We start from the raw sequence: 21,733 nt of genomic DNA on the forward strand, positions 1-21,733 counted from the left end.
CATGAGTAACCAAGCACTGAGCGGTAAAGTCGCCTTGATCCAGGGCGGTTCTCGCGGCATTGGCGCCGCCATCGTCAAACGCCTTGCAGCAGAAGGCGCCGCCGTGGCCTTCACCTACGTCAGCTCTGGCGCAAAATCCGAAGAACTGCAGAACAGCATCACCGCTGCAGGCGGCAAGGCCCTGGCGATCAAGGCGGACAGCGCCGACGCCGAGGCCATCCGTAACGCCGTCGCGGCCACCGTCGAGGCCTTTGGCCGGCTGGACATCCTGGTCAACAATGCTGGCGTGCTGGCGATGGGGCCGCTGGATGAATTCAAACTCGAAGATTTCGACCAGACCCTGGCCATCAACGTGCGCAGCGTGTTCATCGCCACCCAGGCCGCTGCGCGGCACATGGGCGAAGGGGGCCGGATCATCAACATCGGCAGCACCAACGCCGACCGCATGCCCTTCGCCGGCGGCGCCACATACGCCATGAGCAAATCCGCGCTGGTGGGCCTGACCAAAGGCCTGGCCCGTGACCTCGGGCCACGCGGGATCACCGTCAACAACGTGCAGCCCGGCCCGGTGGACACCGACATGAACCCGGCCGACAGCGACTTCGCCTCCAGCCTGCTGTCGCTGATGGCTGTCGGGCGCTACGGCAACGTCGATGAAATCGCCAGCTTCGTCGCTTACCTGGCAGGGCCGGAAGCCGGTTACATCACTGGTGCCAGCCTGACCATCGACGGTGGTTTCGGCGCCTGATCCGAGCATGAAAAAACGCCGGTCATGGCATTAACCATGACCGGCGTTTTGCTGTGTAGCGCGACAGTGTCAGGCCCACTCCAACTCCGGCAGACCGCAAAGGCTGGGCTGGAACATTTTCAAGGAACGGATGATTCCGTCGGCGTGGGCATATTTTTCATCCGCCATGGCCGAATCCGGAATGGCAATGGCGGTCATGCCGGCGGCTTTGGCGGCCGTCACGCCGAACGGCGAATCCTCGAACACCAGGCAATCGCGCGGATCGATACCCAGGCGCCGGGCAGCCGTGAGGAAAATATCCGGCGCCGGTTTTGCCGCGCCGACCTCAGGGTCATCCGCCGTCACGATGAAGTCGAACAGTGCGAACCAGTCCCGGTGCAAGGTGGTTTTCAGTGCAAACGTAGGGCTCGACGAACTGGTGCCCACCGCAATCGGAACGTTGTGGGCTTTCAAATGCCGCACCAGTTCCTCGGCACCGGGCATCCCCAAGGCGTGAGGAAAGCGCTCACGCATCAAGGGCTCGCGGATGACCAGGAACTCTTCGGGGGTGATCGGCAACTCCAGTGCCTGGACGACATAATTGGCCAGGTCCGTGGCCCCGCGCCCGATGATGTTCTGCTTGACGCTCCAATCGAAGGTGCGCCCGTAGCGTTCGGCGATGATGGAGGTAACCTCGGTGTAGATCCCCTCGGTGTCCAGCAACAGCCCATCCATGTCGAAAATCACAGCCTTGATCGGGCCAAACTCTTTCAGCGGTGCATTCATCGCATCTGATCCGTTATCAACACAACATTCCAGGGATGGCTCAGGTGCGGCCAGGGCGGCCTGTTCGCCTTAAAGGATTCAGCAGGATAACCAAGGGGGCTTGGAGGCGGCAATGGGAAATCTATGGACGGGGTCCGTGGCGAGGGAGCTTGTTCCCGCTCGGTTGCGTCGTAGGAGCTGTCGAGTGCAACGAGGCTGCGATCTTTCCCCAGACACTTGAATCTCAAGCGAAAGATCAAAAGATCGCAGCCTCCGGCAGCTCCTACAGAGCGCAACCGAGCGGGAGCAAGCGCCCTCGTCACAAAAGCAGATCGGTGCCGGATGATGGTGGGACGGCTATTGGCCCGAGCTGCCAGAGCCCGAACCACTGCCACCGCTGTCGCTGGTACCGGTTCCTCCGTTGGTCCCTCCGCCGGCGTCGGCACCGCCCATCGTGCTGCCACCACTCATCGAACCGCTGCCCGTACCGGGGCTGGTGCTGCTGCCGCTGGCATCGCCGCCGTTCCCGCCGCTCACGGAGCCTGGGGGCAAGGCGTTACCGTTGGCACCGGAACTAGAGCCGGCCTCCATTTCTGTGGAAGGTGGCATCCCGCCCTTGTCCACGGGGGGCGTACCACCCGAAGAATCTGCCAAGGCAGCCAGCGAGCCGAGCGAAAGAATCCCGGCGAGTGTCAGCGCGGTCATGTTGGACTTCATCATGGTGAGTCTCCTTTTCAAGATACTTACCTGATGTGTGGCACGCGTGGCGGGACGATGGTGCCGCTGAATCGACAGGCGGGCCTGGTGTCAGCTCGGTTTGCCGGAGGCATCCTCACCGGCAATGTCCGGATCATCCGGGGTCGCCTCGACATCCTCATCGTCGCTGGGGACCTGCTCCACGCCGGCATCGTCATCGGGTGGACGTTGGTCGCGGCTCAGGGAATTGGTGGGCGAAGGCAGCGGGTATTCCGGGGTTTCATCCTCCTCGATCAAGGGAACCTGGGCGTCATCCATCAGGGAACCGGGGTCTTCATTGCCCGGGTCATTGACGACAGGCGTGCCCGAGGAGTCGTTCTCGTCCTTGTCTTGCGTTTGCGGCGTCATGGTACACCTCGCAATTGTTGATGGATGTATGAGTTCGAAGCGGGGGGATGGCAATCGTTCCGGAGATTTTGATTTGCCGTTTTTTTGGGGGGGTCAGGTTGGAGTGTATATCCGTTTTTTCGGTAATGGATATACACACCAAAGCAAGTAAATACCGAGCCTTCTCAAAAAAAACGGCGCTTCCCATTTCTGAAAGAAGCGCCGTTTTTTCCAAATGAACAGCATCACGGCAAGGCCGGGGTCTATTCATCCAAGCATCCGCTTAACGATGCTTTCTCTTGTGCTTGTGCTTCTTGCCACCGGAATGACCATCGTTGTCATTGGACAGGTTGCTGCCCAATGCGCCGCCCGCCGCGCCGCCGATGCCTGCACCGATGGTGGAACCGGTGGAGCCGCCCAGACGATTACCGACAACCGAACCGCCGGCCGAACCCAAGCCACCGCCAATGGCCGCTTCGGTGCGGCTGCCCTTGCGCGCGCCCACGGCACTACCGGCTGCGCCGCCAACGCCCGCGCCAATCGCGGCGCCGGTGCTGCCGCCCATCTGCTGGCCGACTACGTTGCCCAACACACCGCCCAGACCACCGCCGACCGCGGCGGTACCGTCGCCGGCAGCCATCGCGCCCTGGGCAACCACCAATCCCAGTACCAAGGTGGACAAAGTCAAACGCATGATAGAAACCTCAAGAATGCCGCATCGGGGAGAAATGGCCGGTGCGCGCGGGCGCGAGTCTACGCCAGACAACGTCAGCCATGACGGTTGGACAACGAAACGGCGGTTTATTTTATGACAGGCAAAAAAAAGCCCGCTGGGGAAACGGGCAGGTACTGCTTTCTAACGGATGAGCTGAGAGTACGTACCTGCTTGTGAAAGAAACGTGAAAGAAAACGCCCGCTGAGAAAAGATGAAAAATATTTACGCAAAAACCGAAATCGCCCTGTAGGAGCTGCCGAAGGCTCGGGCCGCGTTCGGACGATCTTTTGATCTTTCGCTTGAAACTCAATTTGTCTGGGGAAAGATCGCAGCCTCGTTGCACTCGACAGCTCCTACGCAGCCCGGCGGGAGCAAGCTCCCCTACCATGATTCGCCGTCACTTTCTGACCGGGACCCGGGGCAGGAACTTGGCCTTCTCCCCTCGCTGCACCTTGGCCACCTTCGTCCTGATGGACTTGATCGGCTCATCACCGAAGTCCGCGTGATAGGTCGACTGGCCACACTGCAACCCTTCATTGATCGGATACGCGGCTGTGTTCTCTTCGCTGTACGGTACTGCTCCCATTGCCTTTCCCCTTTCATCGAGGCCCATATCGGCAACAACCGGTTGCCTGACAATATCGACCTTCACGAAAGTGAGACTAGTAGGTCATCAACAGACTGTTGATTCAACAAAGCCCTTGGCCGACGAATGGAACTCAAAGGAAACACTCATTCAACCCCCAGTATCGTGCGGTTTAAAACCCGGGAAACCTGATCGGCCGAATAGGGTTTGGACAAGAACTCAAAGCCCTCATGACCGCTGTGGGCCAGCTCTTCGCTGTAACCCGACGTCAGCACCACCGGCAAATCCGGGCGACGCTGGCGCAGTTCCCTGGCCAGGGCAATGCCGCTGATCCCCGGCATCACCACGTCAGAAAATATCGCGTCGAATGCCATCGCACCCGGGCCGACCATTTCCAACGCTTCTTCGGCGTTGGTCGCCCAGGCGGTTTCGTAGCCCAGGTCCTGGAGGATCTGGTTGGCAAAACGCCCCACCTCCAGGTTGTCTTCAACAATCAACACCCGACGCTTGCCCTTTTCCGGCAGCAGGTGCGTGAGTTCTTCCTTGGCCGGCTCTTGATTTTTCTCGGGCGCCACTTCCGGAAGGTACAAGGTGAACACCGTGCCCTGGCCCACCACAGTCGAAACATCGACGTTGCCGCCAGATTGCTTGGCAAAGCCAAACACCTGGGACAAGCCCAGCCCCGTGCCCTTGCCCACTTCCTTGGTGGTGAAGAAAGGTTCGAAGATGTGCTCGAGCACTGGCGAGTCAATACCGGTACCGGTGTCCGCCAAGGCAATGGCAGCAAAGGATTGCCCGGCCCCGGAATGACCACGGATCGGCGGCATGCCAGCGCCACAACTGAGCCGAAGCCACAGCGTGCCCTGGCCATTCATGGCATCCCGGGCATTGAGGGCCATGTTGATCAGTGCGGTCTCGAACTGGCTCAGATCTGCCCGGATGTAGCAGGGCCGATCGCACAACTCGACGTGGACCTGGATCCGTGCCCCGGTGACGGTTTGCAGCATGTCCCCCAGGCTCTGCACTTGCTTGCCCACATCGATGACTTGCGGCTTCAACGGCTGGCGCCGGGCAAACGCGAGTAACTGGCTGGTCAACTTGGAGGCGCGCTCCACGGTTTCGGACACCGCCGTCATGTAGCGTTGTCGGCGCTCTTCGGACAGGCTGGGCATGCGCAGGAAGTCGACCGAAGAACGAATGATAGTCAGCAGGTTGTTGAAGTCATGGGCCACGCCGCCGGTGAGCTGGCCGATGGCTTCGAGCTTTTGCGATTGACGCAGCGCCGCTTCGGTCTGTTTCAAGCGCGTGGTGCGCTCCTCGACCCGTTCTTCCAGCGTCGCGTTCAATTCGGCCAGGGCCGCCAGGCCTTCGCGCACGGCAGCGTCGGCACGGGCGCGCTCGATGTGGGCCCAGGATCGCTCCGTGACTTCCATCAGCAGCGCCAGGTCGTAGGATGACCAGACCCGCGGCGTTTTATCGTGGATCGCCATCAACGCGGTCAATCGCCCGCCCTTGATCAACGGCACGCAAATGGTGGCCGCGATGCCAAGGGCCTGAAACGCCGCCGCTTCCTCCGGCGCCAGTTCCTTGAGGTTATCGTTGATCACCAGCGGCTTGCCCGCCCGCAGGTTGGCGACGGCCAGCCGCCCGAAATCGGCCAGCTGATAATGCCCAAGGATATGCGGTGAGCCAGCCCTGGCCCAATCGCCACGAATGGTGAAGCCGTCCTCGTCCTCATCCATGTCCGCATAGGCACAATTGGACAAGTTCAGGTGCGCCGCCACGATCCGCGTGGTGGTCGCCATGATGCTCTGCGGGTCGGTGGCGTTCGCCACGGCATTGCCGATGGCATCGAGCACCGCCAGCCGCTGGGTCATGAACACCGTCGAGGTGGTTTCGGTGACCGTATCCAGCATGCCCACGACCTTGCCGAACTGGTCACGGATGGGACTGTAGCAGAACGTGAAATAAGCCTGCTCAGGACCGCCGCCGCGCTCGATGACCAAGGGAAAATTCTCTATAAAGGTCGCTTGCCCCTCGAAGGCCGCGCGCACGATCGGCCCGATATCGCGCCAGACCTCTTGCCACACCTCATCGAACCCCCGACCCAACGCCTCGGGCTTGCTGCCGAGGATCGGCAGGAACGCATCGTTGTACAACGTGATCAGGTCCGGCCCCCATACGATGGCCTGGGGAAAATGCGAAGCGAGGCTCAACGCCACGGTGGTCTTCAATACATCAGGCCACTGCGCAGGCGGCCCGAGCGGCGTGTCCTCCCAAGGATGGCGGCGAACCCGCTCAGCCATTTCTCCATAGTTCTGGAGCCAATCTGTCATTGCGTTCGATCCTTCTGAGCCGCCAATACCAACGAGGGAGAAAAGCTTGTGACCCCAAGCAGGCCCGTATTATCCCGCGCCGAGTGGGAATGCGCGATTGGATTGTGGGATGCGTCGAGGGGCAAATGGGGGATGAAAGGCGAAAATGGGGGGTGGGGCTACAGAAAGGTCCTACATATCGTTGGGAATTGGCCTGCCTATCCATCTATTGCATCGTTTTTGTAGGGGCGTCTATAGTTTTGCCGTCGCCCAGATGGCGACCGGGTTTGGCGACCCGCAGTGGGCAAAACTATCCAGTGGAGCTTACTTATGAATCAATACATGGGCCTTACCAGCAACGCCGACGACCAACCCCTCTACGTCGATACCACCGCCCCGCTACACATCCTGCTCGACTCAGCAGCCTACCGAATCCGTGCCGCCACCCAGTTCCTGGAGAACTTGGCGATGCGCGATGAACTGACCATCGATCCCGCGACCTTGCAAGATCTGGCGCAACTTTGCTGCATCCCACTGCGTGATGGGTGTGACGTGATGGATGTGATTGCACGACGATTGGATGCGGCACCGGCAGGCTCCACTCTATAAAGCCTGCCAGCCAACAACCTGTGGCGAGGGAGCTTGCTCCCGCTTGAACTGCGTTGTAGGAGCTGTCGAGTGCAACGAGGCTGCGATCTTTTCACTGCCAATTGAGTTCGGAGCGAAAGATCAAAGGATCGCAGCCTCGTTGCACTCGACAGCTCCTACACAGCTCCTACAGAGCCCCTGACTCATCAAGGGCTGGTGGTCCCACTTTGGTTTGCAGACTAGCCTTCCAAAGGTCCGCACAAGGAAGTCGAAAAAACCATGCCTGACCGCAAACAACTCCACCAAGACGGCTACGCCCTGCTCCGTCAAGCAATCCCGACCGAGTGGCTGGCCGACCTTCGTGCCGTGTTCGATGCAGGTGTGCGACCGTCAGACCAATGGCCAGTGCCCCGCGGCACGGGCTGGCGTTATTCGATGCTGGACGATGATTCAAAGATTCAGGCCGTGTGCCGTCTGCCCCAGCTACTGTCGGTGGCAGGTGAGTTGATCGGCGAACGATTCTTTCTCTCCCAAGTGGAAGGCCGCGAGCCTCTTGCCGGTGGCGGCCACCAACAACTGCACCGCGACTTGTCAGCCCAACGGCCAGGCGACATCGCCATCGCCCTGGCTTTTTTCGACGATTACGGCCCCGAGAACGGCGCGACACGGATCGTCCCCGGCAGCCATCGACCTGAGCCGGGCGCCCCACCCTTCGACTTCAATGACGAGTCACGCACCGTACAGCTTTCAGGCTCTGCCGGTGACATTCTGGTGTTCGATGTCGATCTGGTACACGCGGGCAGCCTGAACGTGCTCGGCGCACGCCGTCGCTCCATTCTGATCAGCTATTTCTCTGCGTCGCTCTACGCGTCACACCTGGAAACCGTGGCGCTGCGCAATATTCGTATGGACACCAGCGACCGATTCGCACCGTCGGAGTTTGCTTTCGGGGGCTAGTTTTTTTGGTCGATGAAAGAGCCAAACATTGGCAGATGCGCTACAACTCAACTCAGGCAAATCGAGCATCACCTGGCCTGATTCGACGGATAAAGACCCGCAAGCCGCGCGATCACAACACCAACATAAAAGACGCCTGAAAATTCTTCGACCATCACCAGTGAGCGGGCGTGGTTAGTCAACGGAATCACATCACCGTAGCCGGTGGTTGTGAGCGTCGTGAAGCTGAAATAGATCAGTTTGAAGAAAGTGCCGGGCTGCCTGAAGTCGAGTTGGTCAGGGCCAAACGAGCCAGCGGCGGATATCTCGACCAGGGCATAGATAAAGGACCAGACGAAGGCCAGCATGATGTAACCGGCAAGCGCGCCATGCAGCTTGTCGGCTGTAATTGGCCCGCGCTGGAGGATATAGCGAAGCACTCCGCTAAACGAAACTGCAAGGGACGCCACATAGAAAATCCCGGCAAGCTCAAGAATCTCGATACTCCCAGCCCACAACCCCCCCCATTGAAGGCCAATTCCAAGCAGCGCCAGGCATAGTTTGAGGATGAACCCTCGCCGAGTCTGCCTGATGGCGAAAGCGCCCACGAGCAGCACCGTTGAAAACAGAATGCCGAGCGACGTGCGAGCCATTAAACCCTCCTCAAGGAAGGGAAACAGGAGGATCAACCCAAGTAAGAGCAGCAACAGATAAGTGCAGGGCCCTAGCCCTATAACCATCTGAGCTAAATCCGCGTCGGACTCGGCTTTATCTTGCGGATTTGTCATACCGGTTGTCCTGAGGCCAAAGTAACGCTCAATAGCTACGGTGAAGCGGTGCGTTCAGCTTCATATGCCCGCGCAGACCCAAAGCATAGCCTGTCGCTTGTTGATGCAACTTAGGCTTCAACGCGATATCAACAATGCCCCTCATGCTCGAAGAGTCTTTAGCCGCAAATGTAAACGCTTGGGTCATGGACTAATCTCACGTGGCTAGTCTCGCAGCCAAATGTAAAAGCAGAGCAGCGCTACGGTTTGCTCGAAGTCATGCGAAATCTACGAGCCGATAGCTGCGCTGGCAGGTCTATCTATCGATGCAGCAACTGCCATTTGTGAGGTCTTGGTCATGGCAAAGGACAAGAAAAAAGTCCCCAAGGGTAATGCTGCTCCAACCCCGAAGCTGAAGAACAAGGACTATCTTGAGCAACTGCGTGGCTTGCACGTCGAACTGGTCAAATTACAGGAGTGGGTAAAAGCCAAGGGCATCAAGCTCTGCATCGTCTTCGAGGGACGCGATGGCGCTGGCAAGGGCGGGACGATCAAGGCGATCACCGAACGCGTGAACCCGCGGGTCTTTCGGGTAGTGGCGCTAACGGCGCCGAGCGAGCGAGAGAAAAGCCAGATGTATGTCCAGCGTTACCTGCCGCATCTGCCGGCGGCCGGCGAAGTGGTGATCTTTGATCGCAGTTGGTACAACCGGGCAGGCGTCGAGCGTGTGATGGGGTTCTGTACCCCAGAGCAGGTTGCCACTTTCCTGAAGACAACGCCTCTGGTGGAGCGTGCAATCGTCGACTCGGGCGTGATCCTGCTCAAATACTGGCTTGAAGTCAGCGAAGGGGAGCAGACCCGACGGCTAGTGGCGCGGATCAAGGATGGACGCAAAATCTGGAAACTGACCCCCATGGATCTCAAGTCATACAGCCGCTGGTATGACTATTCGCGTGCACGTGACGATATGTTCAACGCAACCGACACTGATCATGCCCCATGGCTGGTGGCCAACTCGAACGACAAGCGACGGGCGCGTCTGAACATCATCACCGATTTGCTCAGCCGCATCCCCTACAAAGATGTCGCACGCGAGAAGGTGGTATTGCCCAAGCGGCAAAAGCCAGGCAGCTATCGCGACCCGGATTATCCGTATCGACGAGTCGCCGAAAAATTCTGACGGGCACGTTTTAGCGAGTTTGCGCTGTACACCTATAGGCCTCAGCTCCATGAGCGATTCGGATGCTTCCCCTCCAGTCCCGGAACCGGGCCGAATTGCACGCCGCAATATCGGCGGTGAAACCGGTTGGGGCCGGTGGCTTCCCGGGTTTCGCACGCTGCGCGAGTACCAGATAGCCTGGTTGCGCCACGACATCATGGCCGGCTTGGTGCTCACCACGATGTTGGTGCCCGTTGGCATCGCCTATGCCGTGGCATCGGGCTTACCCGGCATCTATGGCCTGTACGCGTCCATCGTTCCGCTACTCGCCTATGCACTGTTCGGACCCAGCCGGATTCTGGTGCTGGGTCCGGATTCCTCGCTGACCGCCGTGATCCTCGCAGTCGTTGTGCCGCTGTCGGGTGGCGACCCCCAGCGCGCCGTTGCTCTGGCGGGCATGATGGCGATCGTGTCGGGAACCGTGTGCATCCTGGCGGGCATCGCACGCCTGGGCTTCATCACGGAGCTGCTTTCCAAACCGATCCGCTACGGCTACATGAATGGGATTGCCTTAACGGTATTAATCAGTCAGTTGCCGAAAATCTTCGGTTTCTCGATCGAATCCGATGGTCCGGGAAGAAACCTGTGGGCCATCGCCACTGGGGTGATGGAAGGCAAAACCAACTGGACCACCTTCATCGTGGGCACCGCCACCCTGGTGCTGATCCTGCTACTCAGAGGCAACAAACGTATCCCGAGCATCCTCATCGCAGTGACAGGTGCGACCGTCGCCGTGGGCGTGCTGGACCTCGCCACGCGCGCGAGCGTGTCGGTCATCGGTTCCCTTCCACAAGGTTTACCGGCGTTCGCCATTCCTTGGATCACCCGCGCCGACATTGTCCCGGTCATCATCGGCGGTTTCGCCGTCGCCCTTGTCTCGTTCACCGACACCAGCGTGCTTTCGCGAGTCTACGCGGCGCGAGCCCGGACCTATGTCGACCCGAATCAGGAGATGGCGGGACTCGGTTTCGCCAATCTGGCGGCGGGTTTTTTCCAGGGTTTTCCTATCAGCAGCAGTTCTTCACGGACGCCCGTGGCCGAAGCCGCCGGCGCCAAGACCCAGCTTACCGGGGTGGTCGGCGCACTGGCGGTGGCCCTGTTGCTGATGGTGGCACCGAACCTGTTGCAGAACTTGCCCACCAGCGCACTGGCAGCCGTGGTGATTGCGTCGGCCATTGGCTTGATCGAAGTGGCCGACCTGCGACGCATTTATCGTATCCAGCGCTGGGAGTTCTGGCTGTCGATCACCTGCACCATTGGCGTCGCCGTGTTCGGTGCAATCGAGGGTATCGGTCTGGCCATCGTGATCGCCGTCATCGAGTTCCTGTGGGATGGCTGGAGGCCGTATTCCGCAGTGCTGGGGCAAGCCGCGGGGGTCAAGGGCTACCACGATATCCAGCGTTATCCGCACGCGAGCTTGATCCCCGGCCTGGTCCTGTTTCGCTGGGATGCGCCATTGTTTTTTGCCAACGCCGAACTGTTCAGCGAGCGCGTGCTGGACGCCGTGGCGGCATCGCCCACGCCCGTGCTCTGGTTGGTCGTCGCGGCAGAACCAGTCACCAGTGTCGATGTGACTTCTGCCGATATGTTGGCAGAGCTGGACGAAACCTTGCATGCAGCGGGTATTAAGTTGTGCGTGGCCGAGATGAAGGATCCGGTCAAGGATAAACTGAAGCGCTTCGGGTTGTTCGCCCGACTTGGCGAAACGGCGTTCTTCCCAACCATAGACGATGCCGTCGACAGCTACCTCGAGATCCATCCGGTGGGTGGGGCGCATTAATGGGTATTGGAAGTCGTCTACCCCAACTACTGTCGGTAGCAGGTGAATTGATCGGCGAACGATTCTTCCTCTCCCAAGTGGAAGGACGCGAGCCCCTTGCCGGAGGCGGCCACCAACAATTGCACCGCGACTTGTCGGCCCAACGGCCAGGCGACATCGCCATCGCCCTGGCTTTTTTCGACGATTACGGCCCCGAGAACGGCGCGACACGGATCGTCCCCGGCAGCCATCGACCTGAGCCGGGCGCCCCACCTTTCGACTTCAATGACGAGTCACGCGCCGTACAGCTTTCAGGCTCTGCCGGTGACACTCAATCCTAATCAGCTATTTCTCGGAGTCACTCTACGCGTCACACCTGGAAACCGTGGCGCTGCGCAATATTCGTATGGACACCAGCGACCGATTCGCGCCGTCGGAGTTTGCTTTCGGGGACTAGTTTCTCGGATTGATGAAAGTTATGCGCAGCGGTTCGAATCTGAGCTTTAATGCCCGAGCTTGTCGACAACCCCATTCGTCTAATCAAGGAAGAAACGACATTGAAAACAGCTTTCGGCGCCCTGTTGTTGGCTTGCCTGACGACCACTGCATTTGCTAGCGAAAACCCCGTCGGTTTCCAATCCTCCACCCTGCCGGACCCGCACAATGGCCGCGCACTGGAGATGGTCGTTTGGTACCCCAGCGCAACCACCGAAACCCCGCAACTGATCGCCGATAACGCAGTGTTTGTCGGCGCCGCTGCCGTGCGTAACGCGCCACCCACTGCCGGCGAACATCCATTGGTGGTGCTCTCCCACGGCTACAGGGGCAACTGGAGCAACCAGATCTGGCTGGCCAGTTCCTTGGCCCAGAAGGGTTACATCGTCGCCGCCATCAACCACCCCGGCAGCACCACCCATGACCGCAGCCCCCAAGCAGCGGCGCAGCTATGGCAGCGGCCCGTTGACCTGCGCCGAGCCATCGATGCAGTCACGACTCAACCTGAAAAATTTGGCCGCATCGCCAATGGCCGAATTGCAGCCGTGGGCCATTCACTCGGCGGCTGGACTGTCCTGGAAATCGCCGGCGCTCGCTTCGACCCAGGGCGCTTCGCCCAAGACTGTAAAACCCACCCGCAGCTAGCCAGCTGCACCGTTTACGAACTGATGAACCCTGCCAGCACCACTGAATCAAAGGCCGAACTGGCCGCCGATTGGCGCGATAAACGTGTTACTGCGGTGGTGACATTGGACCTCGGCCTTTCACGGGGCATGACCGATAAAAGCTTGTCCGCACTGCCTGTCCCCGCCCTGGTGATCGCGGCTGGCGTACCGTCGCGAGAGCTTCCCGCCGAGTTGGAATCTGCCAACCTGGCAAAACGTCTACCCCAAGCATCAAGCCGTTACGTTGAAATCAAAGACGCGAGCCATTTCAGCTTTATGTCGATGTGCAAACCTGGTGCGCAGAAGATCCTCGAAGAGCACGTGCCGGGGGATGGCATTATTTGTCAGGATGCGGATGGCGGGCGTGCTCGTGGGGTGATTCAGCAGCAGGTTGCATCGCTGATAGCGGAGTTTCTGGCGCAGCCACCTACAGACAAAAAAGGCAGTTTGTAACGGGTGGTACTGACTCGCTGCGGCTTAACGAAAATGCCGTGGTAGGCATTTGGCATTCATGGAGGATTCTGATCGATGGCACGCGTGGGTTTGATACTGACACCCGGTTTTGCGGACTGGGAATATGCTTTCATCGCTGGAACCGCGTCCCCTTTTTACGGGATCGACGTCAGGTTTTTCGCTCCTGCTATGGGGCAGTTCCACTCCCAGGGTGGATTGGCCGTAACGGTTGATAGCAGTTTGCAAGAATGCCTGGACTGGAAACCGGATGTTGTCGTCGTCATTGGTGGAATGGTCTGGGAACGTGCAGAAGCACCCGATATTCGCGACTTTCTTCAGGCTAGTCGATCAAGTGGCGCGACAATTGCCGGTATCTGCGCAGGAACCCTGGCACTTGCCAGGGCGGGGCTTCTCGACACCGTTCCTCATACCTCGAACAGCGCCGACTTCTTGCAAAAGAATGCCGTGGGTTATGAAGGAAATGAGTTTTATCGAAGCAGCCCAGTAGCTGTGGTTGCGGACCGCATCATCACTGCTCCAGGCCCTGCCCCCGTGAGCTTCACCTGCGCAGTGTTCGAAGGTGCCGGGTTATCTTCAGAGATCATTGCTCAGTTCAGGTCGATGTTGGCAGCGGAACATGCCGGCGGGTGATGCCCAATAACTCAAAATGAGTGTCGCCTTTTTCATTTTTGAAGCGCAGGAGAAACGATGACGGGTTCGCCAGAAGAGAACGGTCTATCCCCGGCCAGCACACAGGGCGACCTCGACGTGGCTGACGGCGCAGGTTTCGCCGCCTGGGCTCGCGTCTGGGCGGAGCTTGGCGTCGTATGCGCGTCACGAGAGACGTATGAGGAACTCATTCGACACTACTGCGAGCCGCACCGCGCCTACCACAACCTCCAGCACCTGAAGGAATGCCTTCAAGTGCGCCGATTCGTCAACGCGGCCTGCCAGGTCTGCGCCGAAATCGACCTCGCGCTGTGGTTCCATGACGTGATCTACGACCCCCTTCGCAGCGACAACGAACTGCGCAGTGCGCAATGGTTGGACGACGTGGCACGTGATAGCGGCCTGGGCGATGAAACGCGACGCAGGCTTTACGACCTGATCATGGTGACACGACACGACGGCGCCCCGAAGTCGGCAGACGAAGCGGTGTTGATGGACACGGATCTGGCGATCCTTGGAGCGTCGTTCGAACGGTTCGAGGAATACGACCAACAAATTCGCCACGAGTACCAGTTTGTGCCTCTGCCTGTGTACCGCCAAAAGCGGCGCCAGGTCCTGGAGGGATTCCTGGCGCGCGGGCGCATCTATACGACCGCAGCGTACTTCGACGCATTCGAGCAGCAGGCACGCGCAAATCTTGCACGCGCCATCGAGCGTCTCGATTGAGGACTGGATTCAAGCGGCGAAGGGATAACTTACTCCCCGTCCCGCACCTGCATCAGCGCAAATCCCAACAGATTCAAGCCTTTCCACAGATTCGGATTGTTCGCATCCGCGTTGTCCTGTGCGAGCCCTATACCCCAGATGTTATCAACCGGGCTGGCTTCGACAATAACGCTCGAACCGGTTTGTAGAAGATATTCGTTCAACTGCGGATTCTGAGAGAACTTGGCCTGGTTCGCTCGAACGACGATGTCGTATCGGTGTTGCAGCCAAACCTGATCATCGAATCCGCGCACGTTGCGGCCAAGTGCCTTGGCGGCATTAGGTGTCGGGGCGTGAAGTACCTGCGCACGAATTTCCTGATCGTCGAACAAGGCCGCTTTCTCGGCCATCATGAAGTGTTCGGCTGTCGGGTAATGTTGCCCCTCGACAATGAACCCGGCCTCGAACCATTGGCTGAAGCACGAAGCCGTAACGGCAATTTTGCTGCGCTGGTGCCCCCAGAAAAACGTAAATTTCAGATGTTCTCCAGAGTTGAAACGGGCGCACAGTTCTTTCACATGTTCAGAGTCGTTCAATGAGATATCCTTGCTGACTGAAGATCGAAGTTACAGCTATCGAAGTTACAGCTACTGTGCTGACCAAGGCCGCTTCGTGTCTATAGCTCCCACTTGCATCGCTCATAGCCTATCGAAAGTTAACGTTGTTGCCTGAAGCTTTAGGCAAGACAGCCAAGATAATTCTGCTCGAATCAACAGGTCGTCTTTACCTATTTCTCTACTTCCAGATGAAAGCCGGCTTTATCTGAAAGCATCGCCAAGATCCGCAGTCTTTAAAAAAGCTACGAACGCCCGTAAAGCTGCCGATTGGTGACGACTTGGGAAGTAGAGGTAAACAGCCTCCAGGGGACAAGACCGGAATTCACCCACCCAATCAGTCTTCAAATCAACCGATCCACAACCCTCGCATTCCACAATTCCCGATACCGCTCCCGCCACCCCGGACTCCCCTTATCCAACCACTCCAACGTCGCCTCGATACTCTCAGGGTTGATCATGAAGTGATTGATATGCTCCTCGATCCGCTCTTGCGATAAATGCAGCGAATCCAGATAGCCATTGAAAGAATCCGCCAGCACCACGTACTCATCGCCCTGCTGACGACGCCCAGTCCAGGCGGGCAAGCCCGCGACCATCGCCGCCACATCCTGGCGCCCTTCCCGTAAATCCAGCAGCAAGATACTCGCACCGCCGTCGCGACCGATCGGCAGCAATCCCGTTGCGGGGAAGCCGGGCTGGGCCCGCAGTTGCTCCAGTTCGAAGGGGTTGGATTCATACGTTTTGTCCGGGTCCAGCCCGTACAGTGAAAAACTGAGCAATTCCTCATCGCCATTGGCCAGGGTCGCCAGCACATCGTATTCCACGTAGGCGCCGTTGCAGGTCTTGAGGAACTGGCGATAGTCGTCCGGCAGGCGGGCACCCAGGCTGGCTTCCAGTTGCGCGATGGCACCGTCGGTGGCGCCTTCACGGGTGTCTTCAAGGATCAGTCCACGGTAATCAATCACTGATGTCTCGATAGGGTACTGGGTGGGACGTGGTATCAATCTTACTTCTCTGGTTTGCATGGCTTGAATCATTCGTCATTCCTTAAACGCTGTGAACGCCGCCATCCGCCCCCAGTATTCGCACAGCACGGGATGATGTTCTTGCCCGCGGAAGATGTAGGTGGAGGCCCTGCTGATTTGTAAGAAGTACAGTTCGGATGCTTACGATTATGGCAACGTCCTACATATGATTGGGAATCCCCTTCCCTATCAATCCCTTGCGTATTTTTTGCGGTGGCGACTATAGTCTTGGCGTCGCCCAAATGGCGGCCGGGTTTGGCGACTCGACTGACACAATTCCAACAACACAGGGAATTGTCACGAACCAATACATGGGCCTTACCAGCAACGCCGACGACCAACCCCTCTACGTCGATACCACCGCCCCGCTACACATCCTGCTCGACTCAGCAGCCTACCGAATCCGTGCCGCTACCCAGTTCCTGGAAAATTTGGCGATGCGCGATGAACAGACCATCGACCCCGCGACCCTGCAAGATCTGGCACAGCTTTGCTGCATTCCATTGCGTGATGGGTGCGACGTGATGGATGTGATTGCACGACGCTTGGATGCGGCACCGACAGGTTCCACTCTATAAGCCTCTAGCCGATAACCTGTGGCGAGGGAGCTTGCTCCCGCTGGGCTGCGTAGCGGCCCTTTTTGGGAGCGCTTCGCGCTCAAGCGGGAGCAAGCTCCCTCGCCACGCATTCATCGTTTCTTAAGTACGCATTACAGAGCTGTAGGTAGAGAACTTTCCAATGACCCAAACAGCTACAGATAGCGTCGTGACTCAAGTCCGAAAGCTTGCTAAAGCACGAAGAAAGCTTCATATCGGGGCGTTTTTGGCAGCTCTTTCAGTTTCTTTAATCAATTCCATGGGTGCTTCACTCTCCTTGAATGCCCAATGCGACGATTACCACTAGAGCGAGCAATGACACGCTTGAGCATCCGTTTCTGAGCAATAGCTGCTATGTATCACACCACACTCGCCCGATGCAGGCTGCTCATATGCCCAGCGCCCGCCGCCTGCAAACGACTCACCAGATCCTCCCGCGCCGCTCGCCCTCCCGAACGCACGTACTCCAGCTCCGCCGCCGTAATCAATACCACCGGTACCAATCTGACCGGGGACAAAGGCATGTCATCCAGCTGGGTAGGAAAATCCGGTTTCGGCGCGCCGAGCAGAACGCCGGTGGAATCGTCATCGGTCACGAAGAGCTTGGGCAGTTGATCGCTCATGTGGTGCGATTGGCTGAGCCCGGGAAGTTCAAGGGATAGCGTCCCGTATTGGTCGAGTTGGTGGGTGATGCCGCCAGCGTCGGCCACCGTTTTAGCGACGTGCTCCAGCAGCTCGAAGGCCCAGCTGCGCTTGAATGGATCGACCTCCCCCACGGGGCCATAGGCGTGCTCGGGGATATCCGCGGTTTCGACGAACAATTCCATCTCGAAGCCGTTGCCCATGCCTTCCGTATCATCGAATGGATCGGACAGGCCTTCAGTGGCGAGAATGATCGTGTCGCCACGACGGACCAAGCGGTAGGCCTGACGGGTCGAAGGCCAGTACGGGCCGCCGGAAAAGGTCGGGCTGATCAGGTAGGCAAGGACATCCCGCTCGACCGTGCCGACAGCGCTCCAATGACGATCCAGGCACGCTGCGCCAGCTTCCCGGACGGCCAGGTTGGCGGCTTCAGCCTCGGTCAGGTCGCCAAGCTCGTGGGATTGCGGCGCGGACCGGGTGTCTTGGGTTTCAGGGGCTTTCGATGAACCGAAGAGCTTCTTGAAGAAATTCATGGGCGTTCCTTGCTGGATGTTCGCTCAGCCTCACCCGTGACAGCGCTCGCTGATCCAATGGCAGGCGTTCGGCGCATTGTGGCGTGTTGGCGTTGATATGAAAACGCGGGCAGGTACTTGCGAGCAGTTTCGACGAAAGGCGTGACAATCAGGCTATACACCGTCAGGTAACGCTGGTGGTCCTGTTCTCCGGTGCCGAAACGCAAGTGCTCAGGCTGCGAACTGGTGACATAGAGCGTGCCGAACATCCAGTCCCACAGCGACAGGTTGACGCCGAAATTGCGGTTGAAATGACGCGGTGCATCGCTGTGGTGGATCTGGTGCTGGGCCGGACTGTTCAGCACATGTTCCAGCACCGGGCCAAAGGACAGCCAGACATGGGTGTGACGCAAGTTGGCCGCCAGGCTATTGAAGATGAACACCAGGTACGTCACGCCGAACAACGTGTAGCGGCTGATTTCACCGCCACAGACATACCAGAAGCCACCCGCGAAGAGGCCCAGGCAGGCGGTGATGCCGAGCTTCTCGACGATCTTCTCCACAAAGTGCACCCGACTCGCGGTGGCCGGCACCAGCACGGGCGCCGAGTGATGCACCTTGTGAAACGCCCAGAGCCAGCGCGAATGAAACGCCCGGTGCGCCCAGTAGTGGACGAAATCCCTCACCAGGAACACCCCCAGCCCATAGAGCAAGGCGAGCGAAAAATTCTCCCCCAGACGCGGACGCGCGCCCCAGAGATTGCTGAAAAAAGCCAGGTAGTCCCCGGAGCGCAGGATGTACGGATCGACCAGATGGACAATGGGCAACACCAAGGCAACCTTGAGAATGGCTCGGACGAAGTAGTAGCGATAGTCCAGCAACGCCGAACGGTGCAGATGCACTCGGCTGCCGCCAATGAATTGCCAGAATGAATGGGCGTCAGTCAGGCCCTGGTGTTTTCTGAAACGGAACAGGCCATAGGCGACACCGTAGGAAGCGCAGAGAAACAGAATTCCGAGACGGCCGTTCAGGTTGAAAATGCCGAGGAACTGCTGGGTGACGGGTGCGATTACCCATGCGCTCAGGTGTTGATAGACAAGGGAAAACGCATCCACGAAATGCCGGTCTCTGTCGAAGGAGCGGCATTGTAGATCAACTGGGTTGGAGGGAGATTGAGTTTCAGTTTTTCTTTGGGGATATTGATGAGCTGAGGAGTGAGGTCAAGACGCCGTAAACGATACCGACGCCGTTCGATTCAGCCACTAAATATGCGACAGAAGTACTTCTAATTCTGACACCCAGCTGGTTCAGTCTGGCGCAAGCGGTTTACCCGCATCCTGCTTCATAAACTCGATGAACTCTTTGTATTTAGCTGGATTTTTTTCTATCTTTGACGCGAACTCTACAACATTAAAGCCTTTCAAAGCGCCATTCCCCGCAGAGCCAAGACTTTGTTCTTTAACCAATATACCTTCGCAATACTTCACAAGTAGTGCTTTTGCTCCTTCATACCCACCGGAAGCATTTGGGTCTGCCAACTCCGCAAGCTTAGTAAAACACAAATATTCGGAATCTTTTGACTCGAAGGCCTTGAGCACCATCTCTTTTACATCGGCAGAAGAAGCCCCCGTCATGGGAGATGTTCCCGTGTAGCTTCCAACATATTGAGTTGTAGAACCTGATGCGATTGCGCGACGGCCCATCTCAATACGATTTTTTAATGCCTTTATGTTTTCATCGATAGCAGCAACCTCCTTCTTCTGATCCTCTGTCGGGTTACCCTTTGCCTTCGCTTCAATATCCTTTTTCTTGGCTTCGGACTCAGCAAGTTGCTTGCGATCCACCTCAACATTCCCAATCAGCTCTGCACTTGAAGTACTTGTAAGGGTCACCACAGGTACACGCGACGCGCCTGTCAGTTGCTCGATCGCCATGAGCAGCAACGTGTACTTCTGATTTCTAACCAAGAGCATTTGGTACTGCGGCGCTGAAATAACATTATTCATCCTTGCTTCGCATAATCTATACAGCTGGTCCCGCAATATTTGTATGGATTGGCTTCGCATTCCAACAAAGGACGCAGCCTCCTGATAGGCCCCAGCCAACTCCGCTCCCCCCTTCCCTGCGACATCCCCCTTTGCTGCCAGCTCCCCGGCATAAGCAGAAAGTGCGTCAGGGCTGGGTTCCGCGCAAGTGACGACACTATTCACAGAACCGTCCGCTTTTTTTGTGACACCACCCGTGATTATTGCTCGTTGTTTTATATCAATAAATGCTGAGTTGCCATCCTCAAATTTATGTGAGCGATAGACGCTATTCCAATTTCCACAACCGGTGAGCGCAACAGCGAGGACCGACATAATCAGTACGTTGAATGCATTCATCCTGACCTCCTTGTCTCTAGTTGGGAAATGACGAAAGGGCTATTTGCCATCACTCAAGTTCACAACTCCAAAAAGTTCAAATACGACACTTCTATATTTTTACCTTTCATGCTGAGCCGCTCCGAGCAACTCATCAGCTTAAGCGCTTGAATTCATTATTTTTATTATCACTAATAGCTTAGCATCGCACCTTTTTAGATATAAGCACAAAAAAATCAAGATCAAAAAAATCTATAAAAAAATCAGAAATACGAGAACCTGAACCTACTTCAGAACTTTTCCACAAAATTTCGATTGTTTGCTACTACTCTTAGTTTAACATCTGTCAACGTCCAATAAGCCATCCGCAACTGTTCCCGAAAATACGGTTTCCACCCGTCCGATAAGAAAGACCGCGCCCACACCATCCCATTGCACCGTCACGCTTCCGCCATCACATTCAACCTCAACGACGCTGTCCAACAAACCGCGACGAATCCCATTAACAACCGCGCCACACGAGCAAGAACCTGAACCCAGCGCGATCCCAGCACCACGTTCCCAGATGCGCAATCGAATATGCGTGCGATCAATGATCTGGACAAAATGAACGTTGGTCTTGAGTGGGAATAGCGCATTGGTTTCGATGGCCGGCCCTATCGTCGCGATATCAACGCTAGCCAGATCATCGACAAAATAGGTGCAGTGCGGATTTCCCATGCTGCACGCGGCTGGACTGCCGGCCAGTGGCAAGGCGGCGGTGTCCAGTGCTTGCGCCAAAGGAATGTCCGACCAGCCAAAAAGCGGCATTCCCATATCGACGGAAATGTCGCCGGTCGGAGTACGCTCGCACGTCAGCAGACCACGGTTAGTGCGCAGCGCTACCGAAGTCACATCTGCTTCGCGCATCAACATATCCGCCGCACCCCGCGTCGCACTGCCACAAACATCCAGCGCGGAGCCGTCTGCGTTCCAGAACATCACGCGCGCATCGGCATCGTCGCAAGCGAGCAACACCGCGAGTTGGTTGAAACCCACGCCCCGGTTCCGATTCCCCATTCGCCGAACCATGGCACTTGTGATGGGGCTGGCTGAATCTCGCGAGTCGACGATAAAGAAGTCATCGCCATTGGCATGCATCTTATGAAAGTTCAGCTGCATGCAAACGCTCTGCTGGAGATGGAAATGGAATTACCGTCGGGGTCTTTGGCGTTGGAAAAAGAATAACCGTCCGCCCTGTGCGTAGCGCCAAACTTCAGGCCTTGAGCCAGGCACTTTGCCTTGAAACCCTCGACGTCCTGGAGATCAAAGACCAGTTTTACGGTGACTTGTCCTGTTTTAACGGCCTTCCCTGCTGGGTGAACCATCAGGATCGCGCCACCGTTTGCAGGGCTCAGTTCAGTGACGCGGTCATCGACTTTTCTTTCACTGGTAAAACTGAAATGACGCTCATAAAAATCGCAGGTCGCTTGAACGTCCCGGACATACAACATGATTCGATTGAGTGACGGTTGCATGTGTTCTTCCTTGA

At 57.6% G+C, this 21,733-nt stretch carries 23 protein-coding genes and 1 pseudogene; 10 read left to right on the plus strand and 14 right to left on the minus strand.

From position 1 onward, the window contains the following. Position 1 precedes the first annotated feature (1 nt). On the plus strand, positions 2-748 hold the full coding sequence (locus AC09SL_RS14740; RefSeq protein ID WP_058543726.1) for a 3-oxoacyl-ACP reductase family protein: 747 nt from the start codon (positions 2-4) through the stop codon (positions 746-748). 69 nt (positions 749-817) lie between these two features. Here AC09SL_RS14740 and AC09SL_RS14745 read toward each other — a convergent pair whose 3' ends face one another. The 6 genes from AC09SL_RS14745 to AC09SL_RS14770 all read right to left on the minus strand — a co-directional run bounded on the left by AC09SL_RS14745 (position 818) and on the right by AC09SL_RS14770 (position 6,212). Beyond that, on the minus strand, positions 818-1,513 hold the full coding sequence (locus tag AC09SL_RS14745) for an HAD-IA family hydrolase (protein ID WP_058543727.1): 696 nt from the start codon (positions 1,511-1,513) through the stop codon (positions 818-820). A gap of 336 nt (positions 1,514-1,849) precedes the next feature. Then, positions 1,850-2,212, minus strand: coding sequence for a hypothetical protein (locus AC09SL_RS14750; RefSeq protein WP_058543728.1), 363 nt, complete (start codon positions 2,210-2,212; stop codon positions 1,850-1,852). 87 nt (positions 2,213-2,299) lie between these two features. Next, positions 2,300-2,506 (minus strand): hypothetical protein, encoded by a 207-nt coding sequence (locus AC09SL_RS14755; protein WP_058543729.1) that lies wholly within the window; start codon positions 2,504-2,506, stop codon positions 2,300-2,302. 352 nt (positions 2,507-2,858) lie between these two features. Next, complete coding sequence (locus tag AC09SL_RS14760; protein WP_064106989.1) at positions 2,859-3,269, minus strand: glycine zipper domain-containing protein; 411 nt, start codon at positions 3,267-3,269, stop codon at positions 2,859-2,861. Positions 3,270-3,687: 418 nt separating this feature from the next. Further along, the gene (locus tag AC09SL_RS14765) at positions 3,688-3,876 is read right to left on the minus strand and encodes a hypothetical protein (protein ID WP_058544292.1); all 189 of its coding nucleotides are present in this window, start codon (positions 3,874-3,876) and stop codon (positions 3,688-3,690) included. A 146-nt stretch (positions 3,877-4,022) separates the two neighbouring features. Beyond that, positions 4,023-6,212, minus strand: a complete 2,190-nt coding sequence (locus AC09SL_RS14770; protein WP_058544243.1) for a GAF domain-containing hybrid sensor histidine kinase/response regulator — start codon at positions 6,210-6,212, stop codon at positions 4,023-4,025. A gap of 309 nt (positions 6,213-6,521) precedes the next feature. On the opposite strand from AC09SL_RS14770, the gene AC09SL_RS14775 reads away from it, so the two are divergent. Then, on the plus strand, positions 6,522-6,800 hold the full coding sequence (locus AC09SL_RS14775; protein WP_058544244.1) for a hypothetical protein: 279 nt from the start codon (positions 6,522-6,524) through the stop codon (positions 6,798-6,800). Between the two features lie 258 nt (positions 6,801-7,058). After that, positions 7,059-7,736: a phytanoyl-CoA dioxygenase family protein gene (locus AC09SL_RS14780; RefSeq protein WP_058544245.1), complete on the plus strand. Its 678-nt coding sequence runs from the start codon at positions 7,059-7,061 to the stop codon at positions 7,734-7,736. A 68-nt stretch (positions 7,737-7,804) separates the two neighbouring features. Here the strand turns inward: AC09SL_RS14780 and AC09SL_RS14785 are convergent, their stop codons facing one another. Next, positions 7,805-8,503 carry a potassium channel family protein gene (locus tag AC09SL_RS14785; RefSeq protein WP_058544246.1) on the minus strand — a complete coding sequence of 233 codons (699 nt, stop codon included), beginning with the start codon at positions 8,501-8,503 and terminating at the stop codon, positions 7,805-7,807. 337 nt (positions 8,504-8,840) lie between these two features. Between AC09SL_RS14785 and ppk2 the strand changes: the two genes are divergently transcribed. The 6 genes and pseudogenes from ppk2 (at position 8,841) to AC09SL_RS14815 (ending at position 14,468) form a co-directional block, all read left to right on the plus strand. Beyond that, complete coding sequence (ppk2, locus tag AC09SL_RS14790; protein ID WP_058544247.1) at positions 8,841-9,662, plus strand: polyphosphate kinase 2; 822 nt, start codon at positions 8,841-8,843, stop codon at positions 9,660-9,662. Between the two features lie 49 nt (positions 9,663-9,711). Beyond that, positions 9,712-11,481, plus strand: coding sequence for a SulP family inorganic anion transporter (locus tag AC09SL_RS14795; RefSeq protein WP_058544248.1), 1,770 nt, complete (start codon positions 9,712-9,714; stop codon positions 11,479-11,481). Positions 11,482-11,495: 14 nt separating this feature from the next. Further along, positions 11,496-11,917 (plus strand): annotated as a pseudogene (locus tag AC09SL_RS14800) (phytanoyl-CoA dioxygenase family protein); the annotation flags it as partial. A 100-nt stretch (positions 11,918-12,017) separates the two neighbouring features. Further along, on the plus strand, positions 12,018-13,073 hold the full coding sequence (locus tag AC09SL_RS14805; protein ID WP_058544250.1) for an alpha/beta hydrolase family protein: 1,056 nt from the start codon (positions 12,018-12,020) through the stop codon (positions 13,071-13,073). Between the two features lie 75 nt (positions 13,074-13,148). After that, positions 13,149-13,724 (plus strand): DJ-1/PfpI family protein, encoded by a 576-nt coding sequence (locus AC09SL_RS14810; RefSeq protein WP_058544251.1) that lies wholly within the window; start codon positions 13,149-13,151, stop codon positions 13,722-13,724. A 57-nt stretch (positions 13,725-13,781) separates the two neighbouring features. Further along, positions 13,782-14,468, plus strand: a complete 687-nt coding sequence (locus AC09SL_RS14815) for an HD domain-containing protein (RefSeq protein ID WP_058544252.1) — start codon at positions 13,782-13,784, stop codon at positions 14,466-14,468. A gap of 29 nt (positions 14,469-14,497) precedes the next feature. Here AC09SL_RS14815 and AC09SL_RS14820 read toward each other — a convergent pair whose 3' ends face one another. Both AC09SL_RS14820 and AC09SL_RS14825 read right to left on the minus strand, forming a co-directional pair. After that, positions 14,498-15,043 (minus strand): NADAR family protein, encoded by a 546-nt coding sequence (locus tag AC09SL_RS14820; RefSeq protein WP_003204120.1) that lies wholly within the window; start codon positions 15,041-15,043, stop codon positions 14,498-14,500. A 362-nt stretch (positions 15,044-15,405) separates the two neighbouring features. Next, complete coding sequence (locus AC09SL_RS14825) at positions 15,406-16,029, minus strand: SMI1/KNR4 family protein (protein ID WP_058544253.1); 624 nt, start codon at positions 16,027-16,029, stop codon at positions 15,406-15,408. Positions 16,030-16,400: 371 nt separating this feature from the next. Here AC09SL_RS14825 and AC09SL_RS14830 point away from each other — a divergent pair, with 371 nt between their 5' ends. Further along, a complete protein-coding gene (locus AC09SL_RS14830; RefSeq protein ID WP_058544254.1) occupies positions 16,401-16,667 on the plus strand; it encodes a hypothetical protein in 267 nt (88 codons plus the stop codon). A 377-nt stretch (positions 16,668-17,044) separates the two neighbouring features. Here the strand turns inward: AC09SL_RS14830 and AC09SL_RS14835 are convergent, their stop codons facing one another. The 5 genes from AC09SL_RS14835 to AC09SL_RS14855 form a co-directional block, all read right to left on the minus strand. Beyond that, positions 17,045-17,860, minus strand: coding sequence for a suppressor of fused domain protein (locus AC09SL_RS14835; protein ID WP_058544255.1), 816 nt, complete (start codon positions 17,858-17,860; stop codon positions 17,045-17,047). Continuing rightward, on the minus strand, positions 17,857-18,954 hold the full coding sequence (locus AC09SL_RS14840; protein ID WP_058544256.1) for a sterol desaturase family protein: 1,098 nt from the start codon (positions 18,952-18,954) through the stop codon (positions 17,857-17,859). The genes AC09SL_RS14835 and AC09SL_RS14840 overlap by 4 nt, the downstream gene beginning before the upstream one ends. 192 nt (positions 18,955-19,146) lie before the next feature. Continuing rightward, positions 19,147-20,223 carry a hypothetical protein gene (locus AC09SL_RS14845; RefSeq protein WP_058544257.1) on the minus strand — a complete coding sequence of 359 codons (1,077 nt, stop codon included), beginning with the start codon at positions 20,221-20,223 and terminating at the stop codon, positions 19,147-19,149. Between the two features lie 315 nt (positions 20,224-20,538). Continuing rightward, the gene (dapF, locus tag AC09SL_RS14850; protein ID WP_058544258.1) at positions 20,539-21,363 is read right to left on the minus strand and encodes a diaminopimelate epimerase; all 825 of its coding nucleotides are present in this window, start codon (positions 21,361-21,363) and stop codon (positions 20,539-20,541) included. After that, positions 21,354-21,719: a VOC family protein gene (locus tag AC09SL_RS14855; protein WP_058544293.1), complete on the minus strand. Its 366-nt coding sequence runs from the start codon at positions 21,717-21,719 to the stop codon at positions 21,354-21,356. The genes dapF and AC09SL_RS14855 overlap by 10 nt, the downstream gene beginning before the upstream one ends. Positions 21,720-21,733 lie beyond the last annotated feature (14 nt).

Source organism: Pseudomonas sp. PF05, from assembly GCF_056521845.1.

Excerpts from the sequence above, each read along its gene's own strand:
- AC09SL_RS14740 (WP_058543726.1), top strand. The coding sequence starts at position 2 with ATGAGTAACCAAGCACTGAGCGGTAAAGTCGCCTTGATCCAGGGCGGT.
- AC09SL_RS14745 (WP_058543727.1), bottom strand. The coding sequence starts at position 1,513 with ATGAATGCACCGCTGAAAGAGTTTGGCCCGATCAAGGCTGTGATTTTC.
- AC09SL_RS14750 (WP_058543728.1), bottom strand. The coding sequence starts at position 2,212 with ATGATGAAGTCCAACATGACCGCGCTGACACTCGCCGGGATTCTTTCG.
- AC09SL_RS14755 (WP_058543729.1), bottom strand. The coding sequence starts at position 2,506 with ATGGATGACGCCCAGGTTCCCTTGATCGAGGAGGATGAAACCCCGGAA.
- AC09SL_RS14760 (WP_064106989.1), bottom strand. The coding sequence starts at position 3,269 with ATGCGTTTGACTTTGTCCACCTTGGTACTGGGATTGGTGGTTGCCCAG.
- AC09SL_RS14765 (WP_058544292.1), bottom strand. The coding sequence starts at position 3,876 with ATGGGAGCAGTACCGTACAGCGAAGAGAACACAGCCGCGTATCCGATC.
- AC09SL_RS14770 (WP_058544243.1), bottom strand. The coding sequence starts at position 6,212 with ATGACAGATTGGCTCCAGAACTATGGAGAAATGGCTGAGCGGGTTCGC.
- AC09SL_RS14775 (WP_058544244.1), top strand. The coding sequence starts at position 6,522 with ATGAATCAATACATGGGCCTTACCAGCAACGCCGACGACCAACCCCTC.
- AC09SL_RS14780 (WP_058544245.1), top strand. The coding sequence starts at position 7,059 with ATGCCTGACCGCAAACAACTCCACCAAGACGGCTACGCCCTGCTCCGT.
- AC09SL_RS14785 (WP_058544246.1), bottom strand. The coding sequence starts at position 8,503 with ATGACAAATCCGCAAGATAAAGCCGAGTCCGACGCGGATTTAGCTCAG.
- ppk2 (WP_058544247.1), top strand. The coding sequence starts at position 8,841 with ATGGCAAAGGACAAGAAAAAAGTCCCCAAGGGTAATGCTGCTCCAACC.
- AC09SL_RS14795 (WP_058544248.1), top strand. The coding sequence starts at position 9,712 with ATGAGCGATTCGGATGCTTCCCCTCCAGTCCCGGAACCGGGCCGAATT.
- AC09SL_RS14810 (WP_058544251.1), top strand. The coding sequence starts at position 13,149 with ATGGCACGCGTGGGTTTGATACTGACACCCGGTTTTGCGGACTGGGAA.
- AC09SL_RS14815 (WP_058544252.1), top strand. The coding sequence starts at position 13,782 with ATGACGGGTTCGCCAGAAGAGAACGGTCTATCCCCGGCCAGCACACAG.
- AC09SL_RS14830 (WP_058544254.1), top strand. The coding sequence starts at position 16,401 with ATGGGCCTTACCAGCAACGCCGACGACCAACCCCTCTACGTCGATACC.
- AC09SL_RS14835 (WP_058544255.1), bottom strand. The coding sequence starts at position 17,860 with ATGAATTTCTTCAAGAAGCTCTTCGGTTCATCGAAAGCCCCTGAAACC.
- AC09SL_RS14845 (WP_058544257.1), bottom strand. The coding sequence starts at position 20,223 with ATGAATGCATTCAACGTACTGATTATGTCGGTCCTCGCTGTTGCGCTC.
- dapF (WP_058544258.1), bottom strand. The coding sequence starts at position 21,363 with ATGCAGCTGAACTTTCATAAGATGCATGCCAATGGCGATGACTTCTTT.
- AC09SL_RS14855 (WP_058544293.1), bottom strand. The coding sequence starts at position 21,719 with ATGCAACCGTCACTCAATCGAATCATGTTGTATGTCCGGGACGTTCAA.